This is a genomic window from Streptomyces sp. NPDC001153, from assembly GCF_053598315.1.
The window spans coordinates 41,544-67,146 of record NZ_JBSFJZ010000016.1; the positions used below are offsets into that span (position 1 = coordinate 41,544).

The 25,603-nt window shown below is 72.9% G+C and carries 16 protein-coding genes; 11 read left to right on the plus strand and 5 right to left on the minus strand.

What is annotated here, in order from left to right:
• The first annotated feature begins 28 nt into the window (after positions 1 to 28).
• On the plus strand, positions 29 to 1,153 hold the full coding sequence (locus ACWDEN_RS19735; protein WP_351614351.1) for a GuaB3 family IMP dehydrogenase-related protein: 1,125 nt from the start codon (positions 29 to 31) through the stop codon (positions 1,151 to 1,153).
• Between the two features lie 65 nt (positions 1,154 to 1,218).
• Here ACWDEN_RS19735 and ACWDEN_RS19740 read toward each other — a convergent pair whose 3' ends face one another.
• The gene (locus ACWDEN_RS19740) at positions 1,219 to 1,797 is read right to left on the minus strand and encodes a hypothetical protein (RefSeq protein WP_450859764.1); all 579 of its coding nucleotides are present in this window, start codon (positions 1,795 to 1,797) and stop codon (positions 1,219 to 1,221) included.
• A 159-nt stretch (positions 1,798 to 1,956) separates the two neighbouring features.
• A complete protein-coding gene (locus ACWDEN_RS19745; RefSeq protein WP_351614345.1) occupies positions 1,957 to 3,165 on the minus strand; it encodes a nucleotide sugar dehydrogenase in 1,209 nt (402 codons plus the stop codon).
• A gap of 278 nt (positions 3,166 to 3,443) precedes the next feature.
• Between ACWDEN_RS19745 and ACWDEN_RS19750 the strand changes: the two genes are divergently transcribed.
• The 9 genes from ACWDEN_RS19750 (at position 3,444) to ACWDEN_RS19790 (ending at position 20,530) form a co-directional block, all read left to right on the plus strand.
• Positions 3,444 to 5,153: a glycerol-3-phosphate dehydrogenase/oxidase gene (locus tag ACWDEN_RS19750; RefSeq protein ID WP_351614342.1), complete on the plus strand. Its 1,710-nt coding sequence runs from the start codon at positions 3,444 to 3,446 to the stop codon at positions 5,151 to 5,153.
• A gap of 198 nt (positions 5,154 to 5,351) precedes the next feature.
• Positions 5,352 to 7,478 (plus strand): serine/threonine-protein kinase, encoded by a 2,127-nt coding sequence (locus ACWDEN_RS19755; protein WP_450859765.1) that lies wholly within the window; start codon positions 5,352 to 5,354, stop codon positions 7,476 to 7,478.
• 165 nt (positions 7,479 to 7,643) lie between these two features.
• Positions 7,644 to 10,331: a protein kinase gene (locus ACWDEN_RS19760; protein ID WP_450859812.1), complete on the plus strand. Its 2,688-nt coding sequence runs from the start codon at positions 7,644 to 7,646 to the stop codon at positions 10,329 to 10,331.
• Positions 10,332 to 10,480: 149 nt separating this feature from the next.
• Entirely contained in the window at positions 10,481 to 12,262 is a 1,782-nt protein-coding gene (locus ACWDEN_RS19765) for a serine/threonine-protein kinase (protein ID WP_351612748.1), read from the plus strand.
• Between the two features lie 124 nt (positions 12,263 to 12,386).
• Positions 12,387 to 14,210 carry a protein kinase domain-containing protein gene (locus tag ACWDEN_RS19770; RefSeq protein ID WP_450859766.1) on the plus strand — a complete coding sequence of 608 codons (1,824 nt, stop codon included), beginning with the start codon at positions 12,387 to 12,389 and terminating at the stop codon, positions 14,208 to 14,210.
• 79 nt (positions 14,211 to 14,289) lie between these two features.
• Entirely contained in the window at positions 14,290 to 15,936 is a 1,647-nt protein-coding gene (locus ACWDEN_RS19775; RefSeq protein WP_450859767.1) for a protein kinase domain-containing protein, read from the plus strand.
• 81 nt (positions 15,937 to 16,017) lie between these two features.
• Entirely contained in the window at positions 16,018 to 16,917 is a 900-nt protein-coding gene (locus ACWDEN_RS19780) for a serine/threonine-protein kinase (protein ID WP_450859768.1), read from the plus strand.
• Between the two features lie 136 nt (positions 16,918 to 17,053).
• Positions 17,054 to 18,667 carry a succinic semialdehyde dehydrogenase gene (locus ACWDEN_RS19785; protein WP_450859769.1) on the plus strand — a complete coding sequence of 538 codons (1,614 nt, stop codon included), beginning with the start codon at positions 17,054 to 17,056 and terminating at the stop codon, positions 18,665 to 18,667.
• A gap of 57 nt (positions 18,668 to 18,724) precedes the next feature.
• On the plus strand, positions 18,725 to 20,530 hold the full coding sequence (locus ACWDEN_RS19790; RefSeq protein WP_450859770.1) for a GMC family oxidoreductase N-terminal domain-containing protein: 1,806 nt from the start codon (positions 18,725 to 18,727) through the stop codon (positions 20,528 to 20,530).
• A 94-nt stretch (positions 20,531 to 20,624) separates the two neighbouring features.
• Here ACWDEN_RS19790 and ACWDEN_RS19795 read toward each other — a convergent pair whose 3' ends face one another.
• Together ACWDEN_RS19795 and ACWDEN_RS19800 are read right to left on the minus strand one after the other, a co-directional pair.
• On the minus strand, positions 20,625 to 21,662 hold the full coding sequence (locus ACWDEN_RS19795; RefSeq protein ID WP_450859771.1) for an LAETG motif-containing sortase-dependent surface protein: 1,038 nt from the start codon (positions 21,660 to 21,662) through the stop codon (positions 20,625 to 20,627).
• A gap of 680 nt (positions 21,663 to 22,342) precedes the next feature.
• Positions 22,343 to 22,642: a chorismate mutase gene (locus tag ACWDEN_RS19800; RefSeq protein ID WP_351618166.1), complete on the minus strand. Its 300-nt coding sequence runs from the start codon at positions 22,640 to 22,642 to the stop codon at positions 22,343 to 22,345.
• A gap of 775 nt (positions 22,643 to 23,417) precedes the next feature.
• Here ACWDEN_RS19800 and guaA point away from each other — a divergent pair.
• Positions 23,418 to 24,998 carry a glutamine-hydrolyzing GMP synthase gene (gene guaA / locus ACWDEN_RS19805; protein ID WP_351618168.1) on the plus strand — a complete coding sequence of 527 codons (1,581 nt, stop codon included), beginning with the start codon at positions 23,418 to 23,420 and terminating at the stop codon, positions 24,996 to 24,998.
• Positions 24,999 to 25,001: 3 nt separating this feature from the next.
• On the opposite strand, the gene ACWDEN_RS19810 is transcribed toward guaA, so the two are convergent.
• Positions 25,002 to 25,481 (minus strand): pyridoxamine 5'-phosphate oxidase family protein, encoded by a 480-nt coding sequence (locus tag ACWDEN_RS19810; RefSeq protein WP_450859813.1) that lies wholly within the window; start codon positions 25,479 to 25,481, stop codon positions 25,002 to 25,004.
• Positions 25,482 to 25,603 lie beyond the last annotated feature (122 nt).

The window sequence follows — 25,603 nt, forward strand, 5'->3', positions numbered from 1 at the left end:
CTGCAACGCATAGGGAAAGGCCACAGACGTGACTGAGATCGAGATCGGGCGCGGCAAGCGCGGCCGCCGGGCGTACGCCTTCGACGACATCGCCGTCGTCCCCAGCCGCCGTACGCGGGACCCGAAGGAGGTCTCGATCGCCTGGCAGATCGACGCCTACCGCTTCGAGCTGCCGTTCCTGGCCGCCCCCATGGACTCCGTGGTCTCCCCGGCCACCGCGATCCGCATCGGTGAGCTGGGCGGCCTCGGCGTGCTCAACCTCGAGGGCCTGTGGACGCGGTACGAGGACCCGCAGCCGCTGCTGGACGAGATCGCCGGGCTGCCCGCCGAGCAGGCGACCCGCCGCCTGCAGGAGATCTACGCGGCGCCCATCAAGGAGGAGCTGATCGGCGCGCGCATCAAGGAGGTGCGCGACTCCGGCGTGGTCACGGCCGCCGCGCTCTCCCCGCAGCGCACCGCCCAGTTCTCCAAGGCGGTCGTGGACGCGGGCGTGGACATCTTCGTCATCCGCGGTACGACGGTCTCGGCGGAGCACGTGTCGTCCTCGCACGAGCCGCTGAACCTGAAGCAGTTCATCTACGAGCTGGACGTCCCGGTGATCGTCGGCGGCTGCGCCACCTACACCGCGGCCCTGCACCTGATGCGCACCGGCGCGGCCGGCGTCCTGGTCGGCTTCGGCGGCGGCGCCGCGCACACCACGCGCAACGTGCTGGGCATCCAGGTCCCGATGGCGACGGCCGTCGCCGACGTGGCCGCGGCCCGCCGTGACTACATGGACGAGTCGGGCGGCCGGTACGTGCACGTGATCGCGGACGGCGGCGTCGGCTGGTCCGGCGACCTGCCCAAGGCGATCGCCTGCGGCGCCGACGCCGTGATGATGGGCTCCCCGCTGGCCCGCGCCACGGACGGGCCCGGCAAGGGCCACCACTGGGGCATGGAGGCGGTCAACGAGGAGCTGCCGCGGGGCCAGAAGGTCGACCTGGGCACGGTCGGCACCATCGAGGAGATCCTCACCGGCCCGTCCCACACCCCGGACGGCTCGATGAACTTCTTCGGCGCCCTGCGCCGCGCGATGGCCACGACCGGCTACAGCGAGCTGAAGGAGTTCCAGCGGGTCGAGGTGACCGTCGCGGACAGCCAGCACCGCCGCTGACACGCACGACGCACAGGGCCCGGCCACCGAGGAGGTGGCCGGGCCCTGCCGTTCGCGGGAAGGCGTTACGCGGCGGCCTTCTTGGTGCCGGAGAACGCGGCGAACGCGGCGATGGCGAAGAAGAGGAAGGTCAGCGGGTCGGCGTCCTTCTTCCAGGCCTCCTGGACCAGGCTGAGGTGGCCGAAGAAGACCTCGGAGAAGCCCGCGTGCACGTAGTCCGCGATGATCATGGCCTCGCCGACCAGCTGACCGACGTACACCGCGCCGAGCGCGAGGATCGCGCTCACCACGGGGAGTGCCGGGTTGCGGCCGCCCGCCTTGCCCGCCGCGACACCGACGACGAAGCCGACGCCGACGGCCGCGTAGCCGATCTCGTGCTTGGTGGCGCCGATGACGACGCCGTAGAGCGCGGCGGCGGCCAGGGCGGCGACGACCGCGGCGACCAGGCCGAGGACGAGGTTGTTCCGGCCCGGCGCGGGCGGTGCCGGCGGGGCGAAGGCGCCGGGCTGGGGCGCGTGGGCGCCCGGCTGCGGCGGGTACGGCGCACCGGCCGGGGCCGGCTGGGCGTACGCGTTCTGGGCGTACGGGTTGCCGTCGACCGGACCGGGCTGGGGCGGCTGCGGCGGTGGTGCTGACTGGCTCATGACAGAAATCCCCCCGAGATGGAGCACGACTGGAAGACGGATGCGGAAGGCCCGCGCACGCGCGCGTGCGCTCGCCGTGCACGTGCGTGCGGCGAGTCCGGGGGAGACTAACAGCCGGGGACGACAACGCCCCCGGCCGTTTTCCGTTCGTGACCGGGCTCAGAGCCGGTGCGCCGCCCCGGTGGGCGTGGCCCCGCGCGTGTCCAGCAGCAGCTGCGCCTTCACCGACAGCCCCTGCAGGTCGTACGTGCGGTGCTGCTGGAGCAGGATCGTCAGGTCGGCCTCGGCGGCGGTCTCGTAGAGCGAGTCCGCGCGCGGGACCGGGCGCTCCAGGACGTTCCAGGAGGCCACGAGCGGGTCGTGGTAGCTGACGGAGGCGCCCAGCTCCATCAGCCGGATCGCGATCTCCTGGGCCGGGGTGCCCTGCAGATCGGCGAGATCGGGCTTGTAGGTGACGCCGAGCAGCAGCACGCGCGCGCCGCGGGCGGACTTGCCGTGCTCGTTGAGGAGAGTGGCCGCGCGCTGGACGACGTACCGGGGCATCCGGCTGTTGACCTGCTGGGCGAGCTCCACCATGCGCAGGGTGCGGGTGGCGTGACCGGTCAGGTCCTGCGGGACGCCGTGCCCGCCGACGCCGGGTCCGGGTCGGAACGTCTGGAAGCCGAAGGGCTTGGTCTCGGCGCACCGGATCACGTCCCACAGATCGACGCCCAGCTCATGACAGAGCACGGCCATCTCGTTGACGAGCGCGATGTTGACGTGCCGGAAGTTGGTCTCCAGCAGCTGTACGGTCTCCGCCTCGCGCAGCCCACGCGCGCGTACCACCTTGTCGGTGATCCGGCCGTAGAAGGCGGCGGCCGACTCGGTGCAGGCGGGGGTGAGGCCGCCGATGACCTTGGGGATGTTGGCGGGGACGTGGTCGCGGTTGCCGGGGTCGACCCGGCTGGGTGAGTAGGCGAGGTGGAAGTCGCGGCCGGCGCGCAGCCCCGAGCCCTCCTCCAGCAGGGGGCGCAGGTACTCCTCGGTGGTGCCGGGGAGCACCGGCGACTCCAGGATGACGGTGGTGTGCGGGCGCAGCCGCTGGGCGAGGGCGCGGGCGGCCGCCTCCACCTGGCCGAGGTCGAGTCCGCCGTCGGCGCCGCGCGGGGTCGGCGCGCAGATCACCGCGGTGCGCACCCGGCCGAGCTGGGCCGGGTCGGTGCCGGGCCGGAAACCCGCGGAGAGCATCCGGCGCAGCTCGGCGGGGCTGAGCGAGCCCGCCTCGGGGCCGGTGGCATAGCCGACGGTGGGGATGCCCGCGGCGACAGCGGCCTGGGCGAGCGGCAAACCGTAGGGGCCGAGTCCGATGACGGCGAGGTCTGCGGGCATGGCTGGGCCGTCCTTCCCAATAGCCGAAGCGGGACAGGTGCGCAATCGCTGTGGGCAGCGTCAGCGAGCGCTATGTCAGGCTAGGTACATATATGACCGTTATGTGTGATTGTGTTCGTGTGTCTTCCGAGGGTTGTGCGCGAGTTGTCCACAGGTTGGGAACCCGTGGTGGCTGAAGTCGGGCAAGCCGGTCAGAATTTGGGCATGAGGAGGGGATGAACCGGGCTTCGCCCACCGGGTGCGGCCGACGCGAGCGAGTCTCGACAGCGGGAGGCAGCGTGAGGACAGCGACTCTGGGGCCGACGCAGCGCGCCGAGGCACTGGCGGCGATGGCGGAGCGGGAGCTGGACGTGCTGGTGGTCGGCGGCGGAGTCGTCGGCGCGGGCACCGCTCTGGACGCCGTCACACGCGGCCTGTCCACCGGTCTGGTCGAGGCCCGCGACTGGGCCTCCGGCACCTCCAGCCGGTCCAGCAAGCTGATCCACGGCGGACTGCGCTACCTGGAGATGCTCGACTTCGCGCTCGTCCGCGAGGCCCTGAAGGAGCGCGGACTGCTCCTGGAGCGGCTCGCCCCGCACCTGGTCAAGCCGGTGCCGTTCCTCTACCCGCTGCAGCACAAGGGCTGGGAGCGGCTCTACGCCGGCTCGGGCGTCGCGCTCTACGACGGGATGTCCATGGCCCGCGGCCACGGCCGGGGCCTGCCCCTGCACCGTCATCTGAGCCACCGTCACGCCCTGCGCGTCGCCCCCTGCCTGAAGAAGGACGCCCTGGTCGGCGCCCTGCAGTACTACGACGCCCAGATGGACGATGCCCGCTTCGTGGCCACCCTGGTGCGCACGGCGGCGTCCTACGGCGCGAGGGCGGCCAACCGCGCGCGCGTGACCGGATTCCTTCGCGAGGGCGAGCGGGTGGTCGGCGCCCGGGTGCAGGACGTGGAGAGCGGCGGGGAGTACGAGATCCGCGCCAAGCAGGTCGTCAACGCGACCGGTGTGTGGACCGACGACACCCAGGCCATGGTGGGGGAGCGGGGCCAGTTCCACGTCCGCGCCTCCAAGGGCATCCACCTGGTCGTGCCCAAGGACCGCATCCACTCCACCACCGGCCTGATCCTGCGCACCGAGAGGTCCGTCCTGTTCGTCATCCCCTGGGGCCGGCACTGGATCGTCGGCACCACCGACACCGACTGGAACCTCGACAAGGCCCATCCGGCCGCGTCCAGCGCCGATATCGACTACCTGCTGGAGCACGTCAACTCGGTGCTCGCGGTGCCGCTCGGCCGCGACGACGTGCAGGGGGTGTACGCCGGCCTGCGCCCGCTCCTCGCCGGCGAGTCCGACGCCACCAGCAAGCTGTCCCGCGAGCACACGGTCGCCCATCCGGTGCCGGGACTCGTGGTCGTGGCGGGCGGCAAGTACACCACCTACCGCGTGATGGCGAAGGACGCGGTCGACGCGGCGGTGCACGGCCTGGACATGCGGGTCGCCGACTGCGTGACGGAGGAGACCCCGCTGCTGGGCGCCGAGGGGTACCAGGCGCTGTGGAACGCGCGCGCCCGGATCGCCGCCCGCGCCGGACTGCACGTCGCCCGTGTGGAACACCTGCTGAACCGCTACGGCTCCCTGGCCGAGGAGGTCCTGGACCTCATCACCGCCGACCCCGCCCTGGGCCGGCCCCTGCAGGGCGCCGACGACTATCTGCGCGCCGAGGTGGCCTACGCCGCCTCGCACGAGGGAGCCCGGCACCTGGACGACGTCCTCACCCGCCGCACCCGCATCTCCATCGAGACCTTCGACCGGGGCACCCGCAGCGCCCGTGAGGCGGCCGAGCTGATGGCACCGGTCCTCGGCTGGGACAAGGACCAGATAGAGCGCGAGGTCGAACACTACGAGAAGCGGGTGGAGGCCGAGCGCGAGTCCCAGCTCCAGCCCGACGACCAGACGGCGGACGCGGCGAGGCTGGGAGCGCCGGACATAGTGCCGTTCACCTGAGGGACCGTGGCCGAAGCCGGCCCGTGAGCCGGGTGCCCGAGGGCACCCGAACGCCCGTCACCCCTGCCGAAACCAGGCGTATTTCCCCGAAACCGGTGCACCGGATCCCGCCTGCGGCGAAGGGCCCCCTGGGCGTCGGCCACTTGTCGAGTGAGAGACAATGGAGGCTCTGTCAGGGCGGGTTGTATGAGGGGACGCATGTCGGAGGCGGAGCGGGCGGGAACATCTCGTCAGGGGACTCGTCAGGACAAGAGCGAGCGTCGTCTCCTCGCCGGGCGGTACCGGCTGGGAGACGTGCTGGGCCGGGGCGGCATGGGCACGGTCTGGCGCGCCGAGGACGAGACCCTGGGCCGGACGGTCGCCGTCAAGGAACTGCGGTTCCCGTCGAACATCGACGAGGAGGAGAAGCGGCGCCTGATCACGCGCACCCTGCGCGAGGCCAAGGCGATCGCCCGGATCCGCAACAACAGCGCGGTGACGGTCTTCGACGTGGTCGACGAGGACGACCGGCCGTGGATCGTGATGGAGCTGGTGGAGGGCAAGTCCCTCGCCGAGGCCATCCGTGAGGACGGCCTGCTGGAGCCGAAGCGCGCCGCCGAGGTGGGGCTCGCCATCCTCGACGTGCTGCGCTCCGCGCACCGCGAGGGCATCCTGCACCGGGACGTGAAGCCGTCGAACGTGCTCATCGCCGAGGACGGCCGGGTCGTGCTCACCGACTTCGGTATCGCGCAGGTCGAGGGCGACCCGTCCATCACCTCCACCGGCATGCTCGTCGGCGCCCCCTCCTACATCTCGCCCGAGCGCGCCCGCGGCCACAAGCCGGGTCCGGCGGCCGACCTGTGGTCGCTCGGCGGCCTGCTGTACGCGGCGGTCGAGGGCGTGCCCCCGTACGACAAGGGCTCGGCGATCGCCACCCTCACCGCGGTGATGACCGAGCCCCTGGAGGAGCCCAAGAACGCGGGCCCGCTCAGGGACGTCATCTACGGCCTGCTCACCAAGGACCCGGCCAAGCGGCTCGACGACGCGGGCGCCCGGGCCATGCTCAACGCCGTGATCCACGCGCCCGAGCCGGAGCCGATGGACGCGACGCGCGTGGTGCCGCTGCCGCCGCAGCCGGGTTCGTCCGAGGGCAGGCGGGGCGAGGAGGCCGGGGAGAAGCTGCGCGGCGCGCTGCGTTCGGTCCGCAAGGCGGCCGGGGCGGCCACGGCGGCCGCGTCCGCGCGGACGAAGAGCGGCGACGACACGCCGGCGCCGGGTGCCGGTGAGGCCACGAAGGCGGGCGGCGCCACCGCGGGCGGGGCACGTCCTGCCGCCCAGGGCGGGACGCGGCCGGCCTCCTCCGGCGGAGCGCGCCCGACGTCCTCCTCGGGCGGCGCGCGCCCCACATCCGCCTCCGGCGGATCGCGGCCCGCGGCCTCCGGTGGGGGCGGCGGATCCGCCGGGAGACAGACGGGTCCTGCTGCCGGAGCCCCCGGTGCTGCCGGTGGGCCGAACTCCAGCGCGAACAAGCCGAGTTCGGGCTGGCCCGTGATGCCGCCGCCGGACCTGGACCTGCCGCCGCGGCCGGTGCCGAGGGCGCCGCTGACCGACGTGGTGCCCAAACGCACGCTGGTGATCATCGCCGTGGTGGTCGTCCTCGCGGTGATCGGCACCGTGCTGGCCATCGCCCTGAGCGGCGACGGCAAGGACGGCAAGAGCAGCGGGGCCAAGGCCGCGGCGAGCGCGAGCGCGTCGACCAAGCAGGACAAGGGCGACAAGAGCACCGGCGGCGGGGCGAGCCCGTCGTCGGGCGGCACCGGTTCCGCGTCGGGCAACGCCGTCGACGCGAGCGCGTCCACCTCCGGCCCGGCCGGTTCCTCCGGCAAGTCCGGTGCCAAGGCCGGCGGGAGCGCGCCGGTGGTGACGACCCGCAAGGGCGGCCAGGGGTACTCGATCGGGCTGCCCAAGGGGTGGTCGTACCAGTCCACCGACAGCGGGGGTGACCGCTACACCGGTCCCGACGGGCAGAAGCTGCTCATCGGCTGGACCGACAGCCCCAAGAGCGACCCGGTGGCGGACTGGAACAACCAGGAGCGCGGGATGGTGCGTTCCCAGTACCAGCGGATCCGCATCGAGAAGGTCGACTACCGCGGCTGGAACACGGCCGACTGGGAGTTCACGTACGTCGACGGCGGCACCGAGTACCGCACCATCGACCGGGGGTTCGTGGTCAACGGCCATCTCGGTTACGGACTGATGTACACGGCGAAGGCCGCGAACTGGGACAGCGAGCTGCGCAAGGACACCTGGAAGACGCTCACCACGTCCTTCGAGCCCAAGTCATAGGCGCTCGGCGACGGTTCGGGGCGTGAGAATCCGTCATCCACTCGGTGCGGGTTGCCTCCGGCACGTATCGTGAATGGTTGCGGACCGTACGCAGCCGGAAGTGCGTGCGAAACGGTCGTGAGGCGAACGGAAGTGACCGACCGGGCGGCCGGGGGAGGCAACGACGTGGACGACTACGCGGGTCGGGTGCTCGCCGACCGCTACCGCCTGCCGTTGCCGCCCTCCGACGAGTACGAACTCACCGAGACCCGCGCCTTCGACACCTACAGCGGCCAGGAAGTACTCGTCCGGCAGGTGCCGTTGCCCGAGGTCGTCGAGGCCGAGGTGCTCGACGCGGAGGGACTGCCCGAGGGCTTCACCGCACGTGAGCGTGGTACCCGGCGGGCGCCGGACGCCCGGACCGCCACCCGGCGGCCCGCCGACCCGGCCGTACGGCGTGCCGTCGAGGCCGCCCAGGCGGCGGCCCGCATCCCCGACCATCCGCGCCTCGACCAGGTCTTCGACGTGTTCGCCGAGGGCGGGTCGCTGTGGATCGTCAGCGAGCTGGTGGCCGCGCGCCCGCTGGCCGCGCTGCTCGCCGAGCAGCCGCTGTCGCCGTACCGGGCGGCCGAGGTCGCCGCCGATGTGCTCATGGCACTCCGGGTGCTGCACGCGCACGGCTGGGTGCACCGCAACATCACCGCCCGCACGGTGCTCGTCTGCGACGACGGCCGCGTGATGCTGACCGGCCTGGCCGTCGGCGCCGCGGAGGAGGCGTTGTGCGGGTACGACCCGGTACCGGCCCAGGAGGATTTCGAGGACGGCGGAGCGGGCGGGGGCACGCCTCCGATCGCCGGGGGAGGGCAGGGATCCTCGGGCGCCGGTGCTGGAGCGGGCGCGGTTCCGTCCGCGGACGCCGATCCCGAGGCCGCGCGCCGGGCCGCGATCCAGGCACGGGCGGCCGGAGGACTGCCGGTGCCGGGAGCGAACGGGGTCTCCGGTGGGACCGCGGGGTCCGGCCCGGCGGGGCAACGGCCGCTGGAGAACGGCGCGGATGTCCGTGCCGCCCGCGCGGGGGCCATCGCCGCGTACCGGGCGGGCACCCGTGCCGCCGCCCGGGTGCAGGAGGCCCGGCAGAGCGGGCGCGCCGCCCTGCCCGGCGCCCGGCCGCCCGCCGAGGGCGACACCGGTGCCGAGCGGGCCGACGGCACGGGTACGTCGTCGTACCCCGGCGGGCCGGGGGGCACCACGCCGCCCGGCCGGATCGCCGACCCCTACGGAGTGCAGGGCGCGCCCTGGCACGGCGCCGCACCGCGCCCCGGTTCCACCGGCACCTCCCCGGCCCTGAGCGGCGCCCCCCAGCGCCCCGGTCTCCCCTCGCCGAGCCCCGGCCCCGGACACCCGTCCGTCCCCGGCCGGCCGGCCTCCCCGGACCTCGATCCCACCCACGGCACCGACCTGCCCCCGAACGGCAGCGGCCCCGTCCGTCAAGGCGCACCGCTGTCCCCCCACGGCACCGACCCGCACCACCCCACCCCCCGACTCCTCCCCCCGCAAACCCCCGTCCGCCCCCGCTGGGACGACACCGGCGGGGCCACGGGCGGGACCCGGCGCGGCCCCGCGACCACGCTGGCGGCCGAGCGGGCGCGGCAGGTGCGGATGACCGTCGTGGGGCCGGTGACCGAGCGGTGGGCGCCGGAGCAGGCCGGTCCCGTGCACGAGAACTGGCAGCTGGCGGCGCCGATCGGGCCCGCGACCGACCTGTGGGCGCTCGGGGCGCTGCTGTTCCGGGCCGTGCAGGGACACGCGCCGTACCCGGAGGAGTCGACGGCCGAGCTGGTGCAGCTGGTGTGCGCCGAGCCGCCCGCCTTCGCCGAGGAGTGCGGCCCGCTCCGGCCGGTCGTGGAGTCGCTGCTGCGCCAGGACCCCACCGAGCGTCTGGACTTCGAGGAGCTGAACGGCTGGCTGCGCTCGCTGGTGCGCTCCGCGCCCGAGCCGGACGCCGGCACCCACGTCGTACCCGTGCCGCCCGCCGACCCGAGCAGGTTGCCGATCGTCCGGCGCCGCGGCGAGCTGGTGCGGCTGCGGCGACGGCGCGCCCAACCGCCGGAGGTCCATCCGCACGGCCGGCACAAGCGCGCCCGGGTCCGGGAGGAGGTTCGTTCGCCGCGCAGTCTCGGCCGCACCCTGCTTCTGCTGATCCTGCTCCTGCTGGCCGGCGCGATCGCGTACGCGATGCTGTTCATGCCCAGACAGGGCGAGAGCGGCGCCGCGGGCAGTCCGGACCGCACGGGCAGCGCCGGGGAGGCAGGTCCCGCGCCCTCGTCCGCACAGCAGCCCCCCTCGCCACAGGGCGGCAGCTCCTCCGCGTCCGCGCCCGCCACCCAGACCCAGCCCCAGACCGGCGGCGATCCGTCCGTCGCCGACGGCTTCGCCCTGCGTACCGACCCCGAGGGTTTCAAGATCGCCGTGGCCACGGGCTGGGACCGCACCCCGAAGAACGGCAGCGGCCAGGTGGTGTACGCGCACGGGAACTTCGAGCTGGTCGTCGTACCCGGACGGGACAGCGCCTCGACCTACGGCAGTGACCCGATGACCTACCAGCGGGACAAGGAGAGCGAGCTCCAGCCGTACCGCGACTCCAGCTGGGCCACGGCCACCGGACTGAGAACCATCGAGGTGGGCGGGCGGACCATGGCCGAGGGGCAGTTCACCTGGACCGACGGCCAGGGCCGCGACCTGTTCGTGCGCAACATGGCGATCCTGCTGAACGGCCGCTACCACATCATCCAGGTCCGCGGCCCGGAGTCCGAGCGCGACGCGGTGACCCGGTTCTACGACCAGGCCACGGCGACGTACCGCTACACCGGTTGAGCGCCCCGTATACCGGTTGGCCGATCCCGGCCGGTTCGGGCGGCGGCAACCGTCACAGTGCTGTCACCTTGCTACCCCCCTGGTTCCCTGTTGGTTGACCGGTCCTTAGTCTGACCCTGTCAAGAGCATTGCGGGGCAACGTGAATCAGATGCAGGGCCTGCTCATAGCGGGCCGCTACCGGCTCGCCGATTCCATCGGCAGCGGAGGCATGGGCCGGGTGTGGCGCGCCCACGACGAGGTGCTGCACCGGACGGTCGCCGTCAAGGAGTTGACCGCCGCGCTCTACGTCTCCGACAGCGACCGGACCGTGCTGCTCGCCCGTACCCGGGCCGAGGCCCGCGCCGCCGCGCGGATCAACCACTCCGCCGTCGTCACCGTGCACGACGTCCTCGAACACGACGGCCGCCCGTGGATCGTCATGGAGCTGGTCGAGGGCAACTCGCTGGCCGACGAGGTCAAGGAGCGGGGGCGGGTGGAGCCCAGGGAGGCCGCTCGTATCGGGCTGTGGGTGCTGCGGGCGCTGCGCGCCGCGCACTCCGCCGGTGTGCTGCACCGGGACGTCAAGCCCGGCAACGTCCTCCTCGGCCGGGACGGCCGGGTCCTGCTCACGGACTTCGGCATCGCGCAGATAGAGGGCGACTCCACCATCACCCGCACGGGAGAGGTCGTCGGCTCGGTCGACTATCTCGCGCCCGAGCGGGTGCGGGGCCACGACCCGGGCCCGGCCTCGGACCTGTGGGCGCTCGGCGCCACGCTGTACACGGCGGTCGAGGGCCGTTCGCCGTTCCGCCGTACCTCACCGCTGAGCACCATGCAGGCGGTCGTGGAGGAGGAGGTCGACGAGCCGCGCCACGCCGGTGCGCTCGGCCCCGTCATAGCCGCCCTGCTGCGCAAGGAACCGGAGCGCCGGCCGAGCGCGGAGGAGGCGGAGCAGATGCTCGCCGAGGCGGTGGAGGGCCGCCGCCCGCACACGGCCCAGGCGTTCATCCCCACCCAGGGCTCGGGCCTGCACACCGGCGGGACGGGCAACCCGTCCCGATCGGGTTACGGCCCCACCGGGACCACCCGGGGCTACGGCCCCACCGCCCACGCCTCCGGTCACGAGCCCGGCGGGAACCTCCCCGGCTTCGACCCCTCAGGAACCGCCTCGGCCTCCGCGTCCGGACACGGCCCCGCGGTGCCGGGCGGCCCGGGCCGTTCCATGACCGGACCGACGGCCGTGGCGCCCGCGCCCCCGGGCCCGGCCCCCGTACGGCCCCGGCCCCGCCGTCGGCTGCGCACCCTCGTCCTGGTCATCGCCGTCGCGGCGGTGCTCGGCGGTGGCGCGGCCGTGGCCTTCCAGGAGTGGGGCGGCGGCTCGGCGCGGAACACCGGGTCGAGCGGTGGCGCGGGCCCGGCCACGACCTCGCCCTCGGCGAGCGGCAGCGCCGCGCCGGGTCCCGACGGCACCGTGCCCGCCAGCTGGCAGGTCCAGCATGACCCGCTCGGTTTCAGCCTCTCCCTGCCCAAAGGCTGGAAGCGGACGGTGTACGAGCTCAGCAGCGGCCTCAAACAGATCGACTACAGCCCCGACGGCGGCTACCACTTCGTCCGCATCGCCATCAACAGCTCGCCCGACTTCGCCGACGCCCACCAGCACCAGGTGGATCTGGAACAGCAGTTGCAGCGACTGGTCGACTACAAGCGTGTGGCCCTGAAACCGAACATCTACCGCGACCGCAGCGGTTCGCTGTGGGAGTACACCTGGACCGCGCTGAAGAAGGACCCGCCGCACATCGCCGGTCCGCGCCACGCGATCGAGGAGACGTACTACGCGCGTTCCGGCACCGAGTACGCCATCTACATGTCCACGCCGGAACAGGACTGGGCGAGGACCAGCAAGCAGTTCAAGTGGGTGCTGCAGGGCTGGCAGGAGCCGGCCGCCGGCTGACGTGACCGAGGCGGCCGTACGACGCCGTACGACCGCTGAACGGCCGAAAATGGCTGGTCGATCGGCCCTGCTTGGCCGATCGGCGCCCCGGAGCGGGCGGGTCCGGTGAGGCATGATGGGGCTCATGGGGACCGAGGGCGCCGACTTCCGGGTGATCGCGGGCCGTTACCGTCTGGAGGCACGCATCGGGCGCGGCGGCATGGGCGTCGTGTGGCGGGCCGTGGACCAAGTGCTGGGCCGGCGTGTCGCGGTCAAGGAACTCCTCCCGGACGACTCCCTCCCCGAGGGCGACGCGCGGCGCCGCCGGGACCGTACGTTCCGTGAGGCACGGGCGGTCGCCCAGCTGCGGCATCCGCACATCATCGTCGTGCACGACGTGGTGGAGCAGGACGAACGCCCCTACCTGGTCATGGAGTTGGTCGACGGAGGCTCGCTCGCCGACCGCATCTCCCGGCAGGGCCCGGTCGACGCCGACGAGGCCGCGCGGATCGGCGTCGCCCTGCTCGGCGCGGTCCGCACCGCGCACGAGGCCGGGGTGCTGCACCGCGACATCAAGCCCGCGAACGTGCTGATCGAGTCCGGCACCGGCCGGGTCGTGCTGACCGACTTCGGTATCGCGCAGGTCGAGGGCGCCACCACGCTCACCGAGACCGGCTCCTTCGTCGGCTCGCCCGAATACACCGCGCCGGAACGGATGTCGGGGCTGCGCACCGGCCCGGAGTCCGACCTGTGGTCGCTGGGCGCGCTGCTGTGCACGGTGCTCAGCGGGGAGTCGCCCTTCCGGCGCGACTCGATCGGCGGCATCCTGCACGCCGTGGTCGCCGCCGAGATCCGCCCACCCGCCGAGGCCGAGCCGCTGCTGCCGGTCGTACGGGGGCTGCTGGAACGCGACCCCGACCGGCGGCTCGGCGCGGCCGAGGCCGAGCAGATGCTGCGGACGTACCTGGAGACGGGCCGGACCCCGGAGGCACCGGACCCGTCCTCCGGCCCCACCGCCACCGGCCGCGCGCACCGGATCACCGGCGGCTGGACGCCGAGGCCCGGTACGGCGGGGAGTCGTACCGCGAAGTCCGGTACGGCGGGCGGCCGTACGGCGAGGTCCGGTGCGACGGGGGGACGTGCCACGAAGCCGGGTACGCCGGAGGCCGCCGCGCCGTACTCGCCGACCCAGCCGGACCTTCCGCACAGCGGGCCGCAGCCGCCCGCCGCGGCCGGGCCGGCGCCGGAGCCCCGGGCCCGGTCGTCCGCCACGCGCGGGGTGCTGGTCGCATCCCTGCTGGTCGCCGCGCTGGCCGGGGCAGGCGTGTCGGCGGCACTGCTGCTGCACCGGGACGGGGGCGGGGGCGGCGGCAGCCCCGGCGGTACGGCGACCTCCCCGGCGACCGGCACCGGTACCGGCGCGACCTCGTCGCGGACCGCACCCCCGACACCCACCACCTCCGGCCCGGCGCCCACCGCGACAGGCCCGTCGGCCACCGACTCGGGCCCGGCGGGCCCGCGCACCGCGCCCTCCGGTTACCGCACGGCCCGGGACCCGGCCGGCTTCTCCCTCGCCGTACCGGAGGACTTCACCCGCAGCCCGCAGGGCGAGCGCGTCTTCTACCTCTCACCCGGCGGCACCTTCCGGCTCGGCATCAAGGCCGCCGATCCCCAACCGGGCGGTCCGCAGGCCGTGATGGACCGGTCGGCCGCCAAGGGCCCTTCCACCAACCCGGGTTACCACGACGGCCGGGTCACTCCCACCACGCACGACGGACACCCGGCGGCGCTCTGGGAGTTCACCTGGAACGGCTTCAGCGCGGCGGAGGGCCCGCGCCACACCTACGACCTGTGCTGGGAGGAGGCCGGGCGGATGTACGACGTGTGGGTGTCGGCGCCGGTCGGCAAGGTGCGGGAGGCCCGGGAGTACTTCGACGTGGCCGTCGACACCTTCCGGGCGGGGGCCTGAACGGCGGCTCGGTCACGGGTCTGTGACCGGTTCGTACTGCCGGTGGCTGTGGGGGCCGGTGGCGCGATATGGATGACGCATGAGCAGTGACGGGGGAGTCGGTCAGGGCGCCGACGACACGACGAGTTTTGTTCTGCAACCGCCGCATCCACAGTCCCATCCGCAGTCGCATCCGCAGCCGAACGCACAGCCGCAGCCGAACGCACAGCCGCACTCCATCCCGGCTCAGCAGCACGATCCCGGCGCCGGGCGGCTCATCGCCGGCCGGTACAGGCTGCTCGGCAAGCTGGGCCATGGCGGGATGGGCACCGTGTGGCGGGCCCAGGACGAGACGGTGGACCGGGAGGTCGCCGTCAAGGAGCCCCGCGTACCGGACCACCTTCCCGAACGGGAACGCGCCAACGTCTTCGAGCGCATGCGCCGCGAGGCCCGCGCGGCGGCCCGTCTCGACCACCCCGCGGTCGTGAACGTCCACGACGTCGCGGTCGTCGAGAGCCGGCCCTGGATCGTGATGGAGCTGGTGCGCGGCCGCACCCTCGGCGACGTCCTGCGCGAGGGCACGCTGGACGCGCGCGAGGCCGCCCGGATCGGACTGCAGGTGCTCGGCGCGCTCCAGGCGGCGCACGCGGCGGGCGTCCTGCACCGGGACGTCAAGCCCGACAACGTCCTGCTCGGCCGGCACGACCGGGTGGTCCTCACGGACTTCGGGATCGCGCAGATCGAGGGCGACACGCGGCTCACGGACACCGGCGGCTTCGTCGGCTCGCCCGAGTACATCGCGCCGGAGCGGGTGCTGGGGCAGCGGCCCGGCCCGGCGAGCGACCTGTGGTCCCTGGGCGTGCTGCTCTACACGGCCACCGAGGGCGTCTCGCCGTTCCGCCGCAGCAACACCCCGGCCACCCTCCAGTCGGTCCTCAACTCCACCCCGGCCGCGCCCGCGTCCGCCTCCGGCCCGCTGGCCGAGGTCATCAACGGGCTGCTCCACAAGGACCCCGCGCACCGGCCCCAGGCGGACCGGGTAGGGGCGCTGCTCCAGGAGGCGGCCAGGCCCCCGGCACCGCCGATACCCACCCAGCCCGTCCAGGTGGTCGCCCGCACCCGGGTCGGGCGCCTCGGCCGCACGGCGTGGCTCGGCGCGGGCGCGGCACTGGTCGTGGCGGCGGTGACGGCGTACCTGGTCCTGGCCGATCCCTTCGCGGGCCCGCTGCCCGACGGCTGGGCCGAGCGCCCGGTCCCGAAGCTGGGCGCCACCCTCGCCGCCCCGGCGAGCTACCAGGTGGTCACGCCCGCCAAGGACGACCAGGACCAGAACTGGGTGACGTACGAGGACTGGAGCGGCGGCGTCTGGATCACGCTGGAGCTAGCGAAGAAGTCGCAGGACTCCCTGGGCGAGATCAAGAACAGTGCGCGGTCCCAGATGTACGCCGACGACGAGAAGTTCCGCGGCGGCGGCGACTACACCCTCGACATGCCCGGCGGTGCGAGGACACATCCGGACGACACCGCGACGTACCACGGCAAGGAGGCCGCGAAGAACACCGTCGTCTTCAGGACCAACGACGGCGGGCCCCCCAGCCCGCGCGAACTCCAGATCTTCTACTACCGCACGAGCGGGGGCGACCTGTACAAGCTCACCGTCGGCTACCCCGACAAGGGCGACTTCACGGCCCGCGGCCGGGACGTGGCCGAGGCGGCGATCACGAACCTGGACATCAAGAAGCTCTGACTCCCGGGTGCCGCGACACGGGCGACCGCTTCGCTGTGCCCCGCTTCGACAAGGGCATGGTGCGCACGGTACTCATGTGACATGAGTGGAGACGGCGAACTCCCGCCCGACGCACGTCTGATCGGTGGCCGCTACCGGCTGGCCGGACGCCTGGGGTCCGGGCCCACCGGGACCGTCTGGCGGGCCCTGGACGAGCAGCGGCCGGGTCGCCGGGTCGCCGTCAAGGAGCCTCTGTTGCCCGGCGATCCGGCCGACGACGAGGACAGCCGCCGTATCGCCCACCGGCTGCACCGGGAGGCCCGCGCCGCGGCCCGGGTGCGCCATCCCTCCGCCGTCACGGTGTACGACGTCGTCACCGAGGGCCAAGCCCCCTGGATCGTGAGGGAGTTGGTGGAGGGCGAGTCATTGCGGGAGGTTCTGCGGCGCGGCCCCCTCCCGCCCGCCGAGGCCGCCCGGATCGGGCTCGCCGTCCTCGGCGCCCTGCGTGCCGCGCACGCCGTCGGCATCGTGCACCGGGACGTCAAACCGGCCAACGTGCTGCTGGAGTCCGGCACCGGGCGGGTGGTCGTCACCGACTTCGGGACCGGCGACGGCCACCGGGCGGACGCGCCCGCCGGATTCGTCGCCCCCGAGCGCGCCGCGGGCCCCGGCGCCGGCCCGGCCTCCGACCTGTGGTCCCTGGGCGCGCTCCTCCGCGCCGCCCTCGCGGACACGGACCCCGGCCCGCTGGGACCCCTGCTGGATCGCCTGCACGCCGACGAGCCCGGGGCCCGCCCCGGCGCGGAGGAGGTCACGGCGGCCCTGCGGGACTACCTCGGACTGGCGCCCGTACCGGAACCCGACACTGCGCCGATCACCGACGACCGGTCCGGCGCCGCACCCGCGCCCGCGCCCGCCACCCCGCCACCCCCCGGCCCTCGTCGCCGCACCCCGCGCACCGCGTTCGGACTGCTCCTGGCGAAAAAAGCCGGACTCGAATGATCCTTCCGCCAGTCACCCTGCCGACGCCCTGATCAGCACATTTGCTGCCAGTGATCACTGGCAGTGTGTGAGCACTCGGTGAATCCCCGTTACCGACGGGTACACAAAGCCTGCGCTCCGGCATACCCTGCGCGTCATGACGGACACGCAGGCCCCGGACAGCACCGGCACCAACCCGCTCGCGCCCGCCCCCGAGGGCGTGCGCACCGCCGCCGACGTGGTCACCCCGGAACTGGTGGCCCGGCTCACCAAGGGCGTCACCGGCTCCGGCCGCACCGCCAACCACACCCCGTTCACCGGCGAGAAGCTGGCCGACCTGCCCGAGTCCACCCCCGAGGACGTACGCACGGCCTTCGAGGCCGCCCGGGCCGCCCAGGCGGTGTGGGAGAGGACCCCGGTACGGCAGCGGGCCGCCGTCCTCCTGCGCTTCCACGACCTGGTGCTGCAGCGGCAGGCCGAGGTGCTCGACCTGATCCAGCTGGAGACCGGCAAGGCCCGGCTGCACGCGCACGAGGAGGTGCAGGCCGTCGCCGTCGCGGCCCGCCACTACGGCCGCAAGGCCCCCGCCTACCTGCGGCCCAAGCGGCACACCGGCGCCGTCCCCACGCTCACGAAGGTCACCGAACTGCGCCACCCGCGCGGTGTCGTCGGCCAGATCGCCCCCTGGAACTACCCCCTGGAGCTGTCCGTCGGCGACGCGCTGCCCGCCTTCGTCGCCGGCAACGCGGTGGTGATGAAGCCGGACACCGAGACCTGCCTCACCGCGCTGTGGGCGCGCGACCTGCTCATCGAGGCCGGTCTGCCCGAGGGCGTCTTCCAGGTGGTGCTCGGCGAGGGCCCGGTCGTCGGCCCGGAGCTCGTCCGGCACGCCGACTACGTCTCCTTCACCGGCTCCACCCGCACAGGGCGCGAGGTCGCGCAAGGTGCGGCGGCCCGCCTCGTCGGCGTGTCCCTCGAACTCGGCGGCAAGAACGCCATGCTGGTGCTCGAGGACGCCGACATCGAGAAGGCCGCCGCCGGCGCCGTACGCGCCTGCTTCTCCTCCGCCGGACAGCTCTGCATCTCCATCGAGCGGCTGTACGTCCACGAGTCGGTCGCCGACGCCTTCCTGGAGCGCTTCGCCGCCCGCACGAAGGCCATGCGGCTCGGCAACTCCCTCGCCTACGGCGCCGACATGGGCTCGCTGGTCGGCGAGCGCCAGCTGAAGACCGTCGAGCGGCATGTGGAGGAGGCCGTCGCCAAGGGCGCGAAGGTGCTCGCAGGCGGGGTCGCCCGTCCGGACATCGGCCCGTACTTCTTCGAGCCGACCATCCTCGACGGCGTCGAGGACTCCATGGCCGTGTGCGAGGAGGAGACCTTCGGCCCGGTCGTCTCGATCTACCGTTTCAAGACCGACGAGGAGGCGATCGAGCGCGCCAACGCCACGCCGTACGGCCTGAACTCCTCCGTCTGGACGAAGAGCCCCGCGCGCGGCCGGGACGTCGCCGCCCGCCTGCGCACCGGCACGGTCAACGTCAACGAGGGCTACGCCCCCGCCTACGGCAGTGTCCAGTCCCCGATGGGCGGCATGAAGGACTCCGGCCTCGGCCGCCGCCACGGCTCCGAGGGCATCCTCAAGTACACCGAGGCCCAGACGGTGGCCCAGCAGCGGTTGCTGCCGATGGCTCCCTCGCTGGGCATGACGGACGAGGCGTACGCCCGGTTCATGAGCACGAGTCTGCGCCTGATGAAGACATTCCGGTTCCGCTAGAAGTCCCGAACCCGCCAACCCCGTTCGCAACCCCCCCGTTCTCGACGAGGAGAGCACGTGTCGCAGGAGAAGTCTGTCCAGACCCGGGACGAGGACGGGTACGACTACGACGTCATCGTGGTCGGATCGGGGTTCGGCGGTTCGGTGTCCGCCCTTCGCCTGACCGAGAAGGGATACCGGGTCGGGGTGCTCGAAGCCGGCCGCCGTTTCACTCGGGACTCCCTGCCGAAGAACTCCTGGGACCTGAAGAACTACCTCTGGGCCCCCAGGCTCGGCATGTTCGGCATCCAGCGCATCCATCTGCTGGGCAACGTCATGGTGCTGGCCGGCGCGGGCGTCGGCGGCGGCTCGCTCAACTACGCCAACACCCTCTACGTACCGCCGAAGCCCTTCTTCGACGACCCCCAGTGGCGGCACATCACCGACTGGCAGGAGGAGTTGAAGCCCTACTACGACCAGGCCCAGCGCATGCTCGGCGTACGGCTCAACCCGACGATGACCCCCTCCGACGTCCACCTGAAGGCGGCGGCGCAGCGGATGGGCGTCGGCGACACCTTCCATCTCGCCCCGGTCGGCGTGTTCTTCGGCGACGGCAAGGACGCGGACGGCAAGGCGAAGGCGCGGCCCGGCGAGCAGGTGAACGACCCGTACTTCGGCGGCGCCGGCCCGGCCCGCAACGCCTGCACCGAGTGCGGCGAGTGCATGACCGGCTGCCGGCACGGCGCGAAGAACACCCTGAACGAGAACTACCTCCACCTCGCCGAGAAGGCGGGCGCGGTGGTCCACCCCATGACGACGGTCGTGTCCGTCACGGACGACTCCCGGGGCGGGTACGCGGTGGCGACCCTGCCGACGGACCGGAAGAAGAAGGGCGAGGGCCGGCTCTTCACCGCGCGCCGGGTCGTCCTCGCGGCCGGCACCTACGGCACACAGACCCTGCTGCACCGGATGAAGGCCGGCGGCCAGCTGCCGTACCTCTCCGCCCGGCTCGGCGACCTGACCCGCACCAACTCCGAGGCGCTGGTGGGCGCGCAGACCGACAACCGCCGCTACCGCAAGGCGACCGGCGAGGCCAGGGCCGACTTCACGCGGGGCGTCGCGATCACGTCCTCCATCCACCCCGACGAGAACACCCACATCGAACCGGTCCGCTACGGCAAGGGCTCCAACTCGATGGGCGGCCTGTCCATCCTCCAGGTCCCCTACGCCGAGGGCTCCTCGCGCGCGCTGGCCTGGCTGGCGAACGCGGCCCGGCACCCGCTGCTGGTCCTGCGCTCCCTGTCCAACCGGCGCTGGTCCGAGCGGACCATCATCGGCCTGGTCATGCAGTCGCTGGACAACTCCCTGACGACGTACCTGAAGCCGGACGGTGTCGGAAAGGGCCTGCTGACCGCACGCCAGGGCCACGGCGCCCCCAACCCCAAGCAGATCAGGGCCGCCACGGAGGCCGCCTCCGCGCTCGCCGCCGAGATCAACGGCTTCGCCGGCAGCAACGTCGGCGAGCTGATGGGCACCCCGCTCACCGCGCACTTCCTCGGCGGCTGCCCCATCGGGGACTCCCCGGAGACCGGCGTGATCGACCCCTACCACCGCCTCTACGGCCACCCGGGCATCTCGGTCGTGGACGGCGCCGCGGTCTCGGCGAACCTGGGCGTGAACCCGTCGCTGACGATCACCGCGCAGGCCGAGCGCGCGATGTCCTTCTGGCCGAACCAGGGCGAGGAGGATCCGCGTCCGGCGCAGGGCGCGGCGTACGAGCGGCTCAAGCCGGTGGAGCCGCAGGCCCCGGCGGTTCCCGCGGAGGCGTTCGGCGCGCTGCGCCTGCCGTTCCTGGGGGTGCCGGCGGTACCGCCGAAGCAGTAGCGCGGGTATGCCGAAGGGGCCTGCGCCCCCCTCCTGGCGCAGGCCCCTTCGGCTGTGCGACCGCGCTCGCGCGGCGGCGTTGCTGCGGCGTTGCCTACGCGGCCGCGTCCGAACCGGCGCCCTTGCGGCGGCGGACGGCGAACACCGCTCCGGCGCCGACGACGACGGCGGCACCGCCGACCAGGCCGATGGTCGGCAGCATGGAGCTGGAACCGGTCTCGGCGAGCGAGCCGGTGACGTCCTGGGTGTTGGTCTTGCCCGGCTTCTGGGTGGGAACCGGGACCTGGCCGCCCTCCTGGGGCTTCGTCCCGCCGGTGTCGGTGCCGGCCTCGACTATCTTGATCAGGTAGCCGGCCTGGTCCGAGCCGATGCAGTTCTCCTCGTCGTCGAAGTACATGCCGCCACCGATGGTGAGGCCCTCGCCGACCGGCGCGTTGGCCTTCACGTTCAGCCGGAGCTGGTAGTTCACCGTCTGGCCGGCCTTGATGTCGGCGAGGTCGAGGTAGCCGTTGGAGTGGCCGGCGCCGTCCTCGACGTCGTACCAGGTTCCGTCGTACTTCACCTGGAGCTGGACCTGGCTGGTCCTGAATGCGTACTGGGCGTTCGGGTCGCTCGGGCCGACGCCCGCGTAGAAGATGACGTCCTTGAGGTCGGCCGACGTCGGGTTCTTGACGCTGAGCGTGAAGGGGTGCCAGCCGCTGCCCACGGCGATCTCACCGGGCAGACCGCCGAGCGAGGAGTGGATCTTGGACTTGTAGTGGGCGTCGCCCTCCTCGCAGATCCCGGACGGCGGGGTCGGCTCGTCGCTGGGCTGGGCGCTCTCGCTGGGCGAGGTGGACGCGGACGCGGAGGCGGTTGCGGAGGCCGACTCGGAGGCGGAGGCGGATGCCGACGTGCCGGCGCCGGCCGACTCGGAGGCGGCCGGGCTGTCCGACGACGGGGCGGCGGACGCGTTCTGGTCGGCGGCCGGGCTGGTGCCGGCGTCTGCCGCGGGCGTCGTCTCGGTCGAGGCCGAGCTGCTGACAGAGGTGCTCGGGGAGTCGTCGGCGAACGCGGCGGGGGCACAGACCAGAGCGAGCGGCGCGAGGGCAGCCGTCGCGGCCGCGGTCATCATGGCGCGGCGAAGCTTCATTGAGGACCTCTTGTGGGGCTCCCGTGCTGCCGCGCGGCAGCACGTGTTCGGAGGCCTCCGTGTGTGGGGCACGGGCATGGCCGTTGGTTGCGTACGTGAGACCCGTGACCTGTGAGGAGGGTTGTGCGTCGCCCGAAGCGAGAGTGCCGTGAAGTGGGTCACATCCCGCCGGGCGTGAGGGAGGTTCCGCCGGGCACGACGGAGTCTCGCCGGGGCATGACGAAGGGCCCCGCGGGACGGAGAGGCCGCGGGGCCCTTCTTCTGGTCAGCACCGGCGTCAGGGCAGCGCCGGTGCCTGGGCGGCGCCGGGGGGCTGCGCCGCTGGTTCATGGTCCCGGCCCCGGATCGGTCTTCGGCGAGCCGAGGCGGACGGAGTGCAGAGTGCGGCAATGCCGGCACCTGCGGGGGACTTGGGGCAATTCCTATGGAATTTTCCGCCGGTCGGCCCCGGGCGTCCCCGGAGCCGACCGTTCTCTTGGGTGACCGGGCTGCTGTCCCCTGCCGTCCGGTCACTTCCCTGGAGCGAGGTCCCACGGCGTACGGCACGACCCGTACGCCTCATCGCTCCAGCGAGCCACGCGTGGTTCTGTCGGGCCCGCCCCTGGCTGGCACGGACACCCCGCTCAACGAGGCGCCGCGCGAGCCGGTCACGCGCCGTACGGGTGAGACGGCGTTCGCACTCAGATACGACCCCGGCACAGTTCGAGCAGGGTCATGGCGAGGCCGGTGCCCGGCTTGCCGAGGGCCTCGCGGTAGCGGCCGAGGATCTCCATCTCCCGGGAGAGGTGCACCCGGCGTCCGCCGGAGGCGATGCGGGTCTGCTGGACGACGGCGGAGACGGCCATCCGCTCCTGGATGAGACCGATGATCCGGTCGTCGAGCACGTCGATGCGCTCACGGGCGTCGGCGATGGTCTTCTCCGGGACCGAGGCGGTCTCTTCGGGGACCGAGGCGGTCTCTTCCGGGGTGGTGGTGGTCATGTCGGGGCTCCTGATGAGGTGACTGGACGCCCCGGACCGGCAGGACCCGAAAACGACAGACGCCCCGGGCCTTGTCGGCCCGGGGCGCCTGGGAAGTCGCTTGGCGTTGCGCTCAAGCAGCACGACCATGGCAGCCGGCGGGCCGGATGCCATAGGTAAAGACGAAGGTCGAGTGCGCGAGCATGGCGCCAGTATGCCACGCCCTGCCCGCACGCCGTCCCCACCGAATCCTCCGGCTCCGGCCCTCTGGATCTGCCACGGGCCGCCTGAACGGGCCTCTGGCCTCCTGATGGGCCTCTGGCCGGCTCCGGGCGCCGGGATCCGGCTCCGGGGCGATGGCTCCCTCTCCGGCCTGACGGGCGGTCCGGCGACTCTTCGGCCCGCCGACCGTTCGGCCTGGGCCCGCTCACTGCCGGGCCGGGGGCGCCGGCCGGTCCGGGCTCGGGCCCCTCCTCGGGTTCGGCTTCGGTTCTGCCCACTGGTCCGGTCCCCGCCCGGACCGGCCCTTGCCGTGTCCACCGGCGCCGGCGCCATCCCGTCGGCCAGACCAGCCCACTCTCACCACCCACCCGAGTCGCCTGTTTCCCGCGCATCCCCGCCCACCCGAGGCAGCCCGGCCGGGTCGCTTCTCAGCCGAGCGAGTCGCGTGGGCGGGTGGGCAACGGCACCCTGGGTCCGAGGGCGGAGCCCCCGGTGGCGGGAGCTGTCCCACCGGCGCCCCGTTAGAATCGGTACTACAGACCCCCGCCCAAACCGCCGGAAGGCAAGGCACCCCGTGTCATCAGCGACCCCCGCTGCCGCCACCCCCGACACCGTCCTGGTCGTCGACTTCGGCGCGCAGTACGCCCAGCTCATCGCCCGTCGCGTCCGCGAGGCCCGGGTCTACAGCGAGATCGTGCCGAGCACCATGCCGGTCCAGGAGATGCTCGCCAAGAACCCCGCGGCGATCATCCTCTCCGGCGGCCCGTCCTCCGTGTACGAGGAGGGCGCCCCCCGCCTCGACCGCGAGATCTTCGAGGCCGGCGTCCCCGTCTTCGGCATGTGCTACGGCTTCCAGCTGATGGCGCAGGTCCTCGGCGGCACCGTCGACAACACCGGTGCCCGCGAGTACGGCCGTACCGACCTGCACGTCTCCAAGACGTCCTCCACGCTCTTCGAGGGCACCCCGGACGAGCAGCACGTGTGGATGTCGCACGGCGACGCCTGCTCCGCCGCCCCCGAGGGCTTCACGGTCACCGCGTCCACGGACGTCGTCCCGGTCGCCGCGTTCGAGAACGACGACAAGAAGCTCTACGGCGTCCAGTACCACCCCGAGGTCATGCACTCCACGCACGGCCAGCAGGTGCTGGAGCACTTCCTGTACCGCGGCGCGGGCCTCAAGCCGGACTGGACGACCGGCAATGTGATCGAGGAGCAGGTCGCCGCGATCCGCGAGCAGGTCGGCGACAAGCGCGCGATCTGCGGTCTGTCCGGCGGTGTGGACTCCGCCGTCGCCGCCGCCCTCGTCGCCCGCGCCATCGGCGACCAGCTGACCTGCGTGTACGTCGACCACGGCCTGATGCGCAAGGGTGAGACCGAGCAGGTCGAGAAGGACTTCGTGGCCGCGACCGGCGTCAAGCTGGTCGTCGTGGACGCCGAGGAGCGCTTCCTGACCGCGCTCGCGGGTGTCTCGGACCCCGAGGAGAAGCGCAAGATCATCGGCCGCGAGTTCATCCGTGTCTTCGAGCAGGCGCAGGCCGACATCATCGCCGACGAGGGCCCGGCCGTGGAGTTCCTGGTCCAGGGCACCCTGTACCCGGACGTGGTCGAGTCCGGCGGCGGCACCGGCACCGCCAACATCAAGTCGCACCACAACGTCGGCGGCCTGCCCGAGGACCTCGAGTTCAAGCTGATCGAGCCGCTGCGCAAGCTGTTCAAGGACGAGGTCCGCATGGTCGGCCAGGAGCTCGGCCTGCCGGACGAGATCGTCCAGCGCCAGCCGTTCCCCGGCCCGGGCCTCGGCATCCGCATCGTCGGCGAAGTGACGAAGGAGCGACTCGACCTCCTGCGCGATGCCGACGCCATCGCCCGCGAGGAACTGACCGCGGCCGGCCTCGACCGGGACATCTGGCAGTGCCCGGTGGTACTGCTCGCGGACGTCCGTTCCGTCGGTGTCCAGGGCGACGGCCGCACCTACGGCCACCCGATCGTGCTGCGCCCGGTGTCCTCCGAGGACGCCATGACCGCCGACTGGTCCCGGCTGCCGTACGACGTCCTGGCCCGCATCTCGACCCGGATCACCAACGAGGTCCGGGACGTCAACCGGGTCGTCCTCGACGTCACCTCGAAGCCGCCGGGCACCATCGAGTGGGAGTAGGCCCTAGGTGCGCCTGATCGTGCGCAGGGGCTCACCGGGCTTCCAGATCTCGACGACCAGATACGTGTCGTCCTCGACGTAGGTCCGCACGACCTCCGTCAGCTCGGTGCGGAAGAGGTGGAACGGCTGCGGCGGTTTCACCTCTTTCACGTACTCGGCCTTGGTCTCCGCGTCCCCGGCTCCGTCCCCGACCTCGTACGCCCGCCCGCCGATCCGCACGTCCCCGCCGTCCATGCCGGTCCCCTCGCCGGGGTTCGCCTGGAGCGCGAAGCGGGGATCGCGCCGCAGGTCGAGGGCTTTGAGTGAGCCCGCCATCATGCCGAGCCAGAGCTCGCCACCGCGGAAGTCGGCCTCCAGACCGGAGGTGCGCGGCGAGCCGTCCCTGCGGAGCGTGGCAAGGACATGGTGACGGAACGCCCGGAAACGCTGCTCGACGGTCGTCGCCGGCCCAGGCTCGGCGGAAACGAAGGCCGCCCAGTTCATCCGTGTCATGCGCGCCAGTCTCACCGGCAAACCCGACATCCTCTGTCCTGTATCCGTCGCGTACGTCATCTTTACAAAACAGCTCTGCCCTTTTGCGCTGACCGGCGGTAACTTCCGGCGCG

Coding starts and splice junctions, on each gene's coding strand:
- ACWDEN_RS19740 (WP_450859764.1), bottom strand. CDS start 1,797: ATGAGCCAGTCAGCACCACCGCCGCAGCCGCCCCAGCCCGGTCCGGTC.
- ACWDEN_RS19745 (WP_351614345.1), bottom strand. CDS start 3,165: ATGCCCGCAGACCTCGCCGTCATCGGACTCGGCCCCTACGGTTTGCCG.
- ACWDEN_RS19755 (WP_450859765.1), top strand. CDS start 5,352: ATGTCGGAGGCGGAGCGGGCGGGAACATCTCGTCAGGGGACTCGTCAG.
- ACWDEN_RS19765 (WP_351612748.1), top strand. CDS start 10,481: ATGCAGGGCCTGCTCATAGCGGGCCGCTACCGGCTCGCCGATTCCATC.
- ACWDEN_RS19770 (WP_450859766.1), top strand. CDS start 12,387: ATGGGGACCGAGGGCGCCGACTTCCGGGTGATCGCGGGCCGTTACCGT.
- ACWDEN_RS19775 (WP_450859767.1), top strand. CDS start 14,290: ATGAGCAGTGACGGGGGAGTCGGTCAGGGCGCCGACGACACGACGAGT.
- ACWDEN_RS19780 (WP_450859768.1), top strand. CDS start 16,018: ATGAGTGGAGACGGCGAACTCCCGCCCGACGCACGTCTGATCGGTGGC.
- ACWDEN_RS19785 (WP_450859769.1), top strand. CDS start 17,054: ATGACGGACACGCAGGCCCCGGACAGCACCGGCACCAACCCGCTCGCG.
- ACWDEN_RS19795 (WP_450859771.1), bottom strand. CDS start 21,662: ATGAAGCTTCGCCGCGCCATGATGACCGCGGCCGCGACGGCTGCCCTC.
- ACWDEN_RS19800 (WP_351618166.1), bottom strand. CDS start 22,642: ATGACCACCACCACCCCGGAAGAGACCGCCTCGGTCCCCGAAGAGACC.
- ACWDEN_RS19810 (WP_450859813.1), bottom strand. CDS start 25,481: ATGAACTGGGCGGCCTTCGTTTCCGCCGAGCCTGGGCCGGCGACGACC.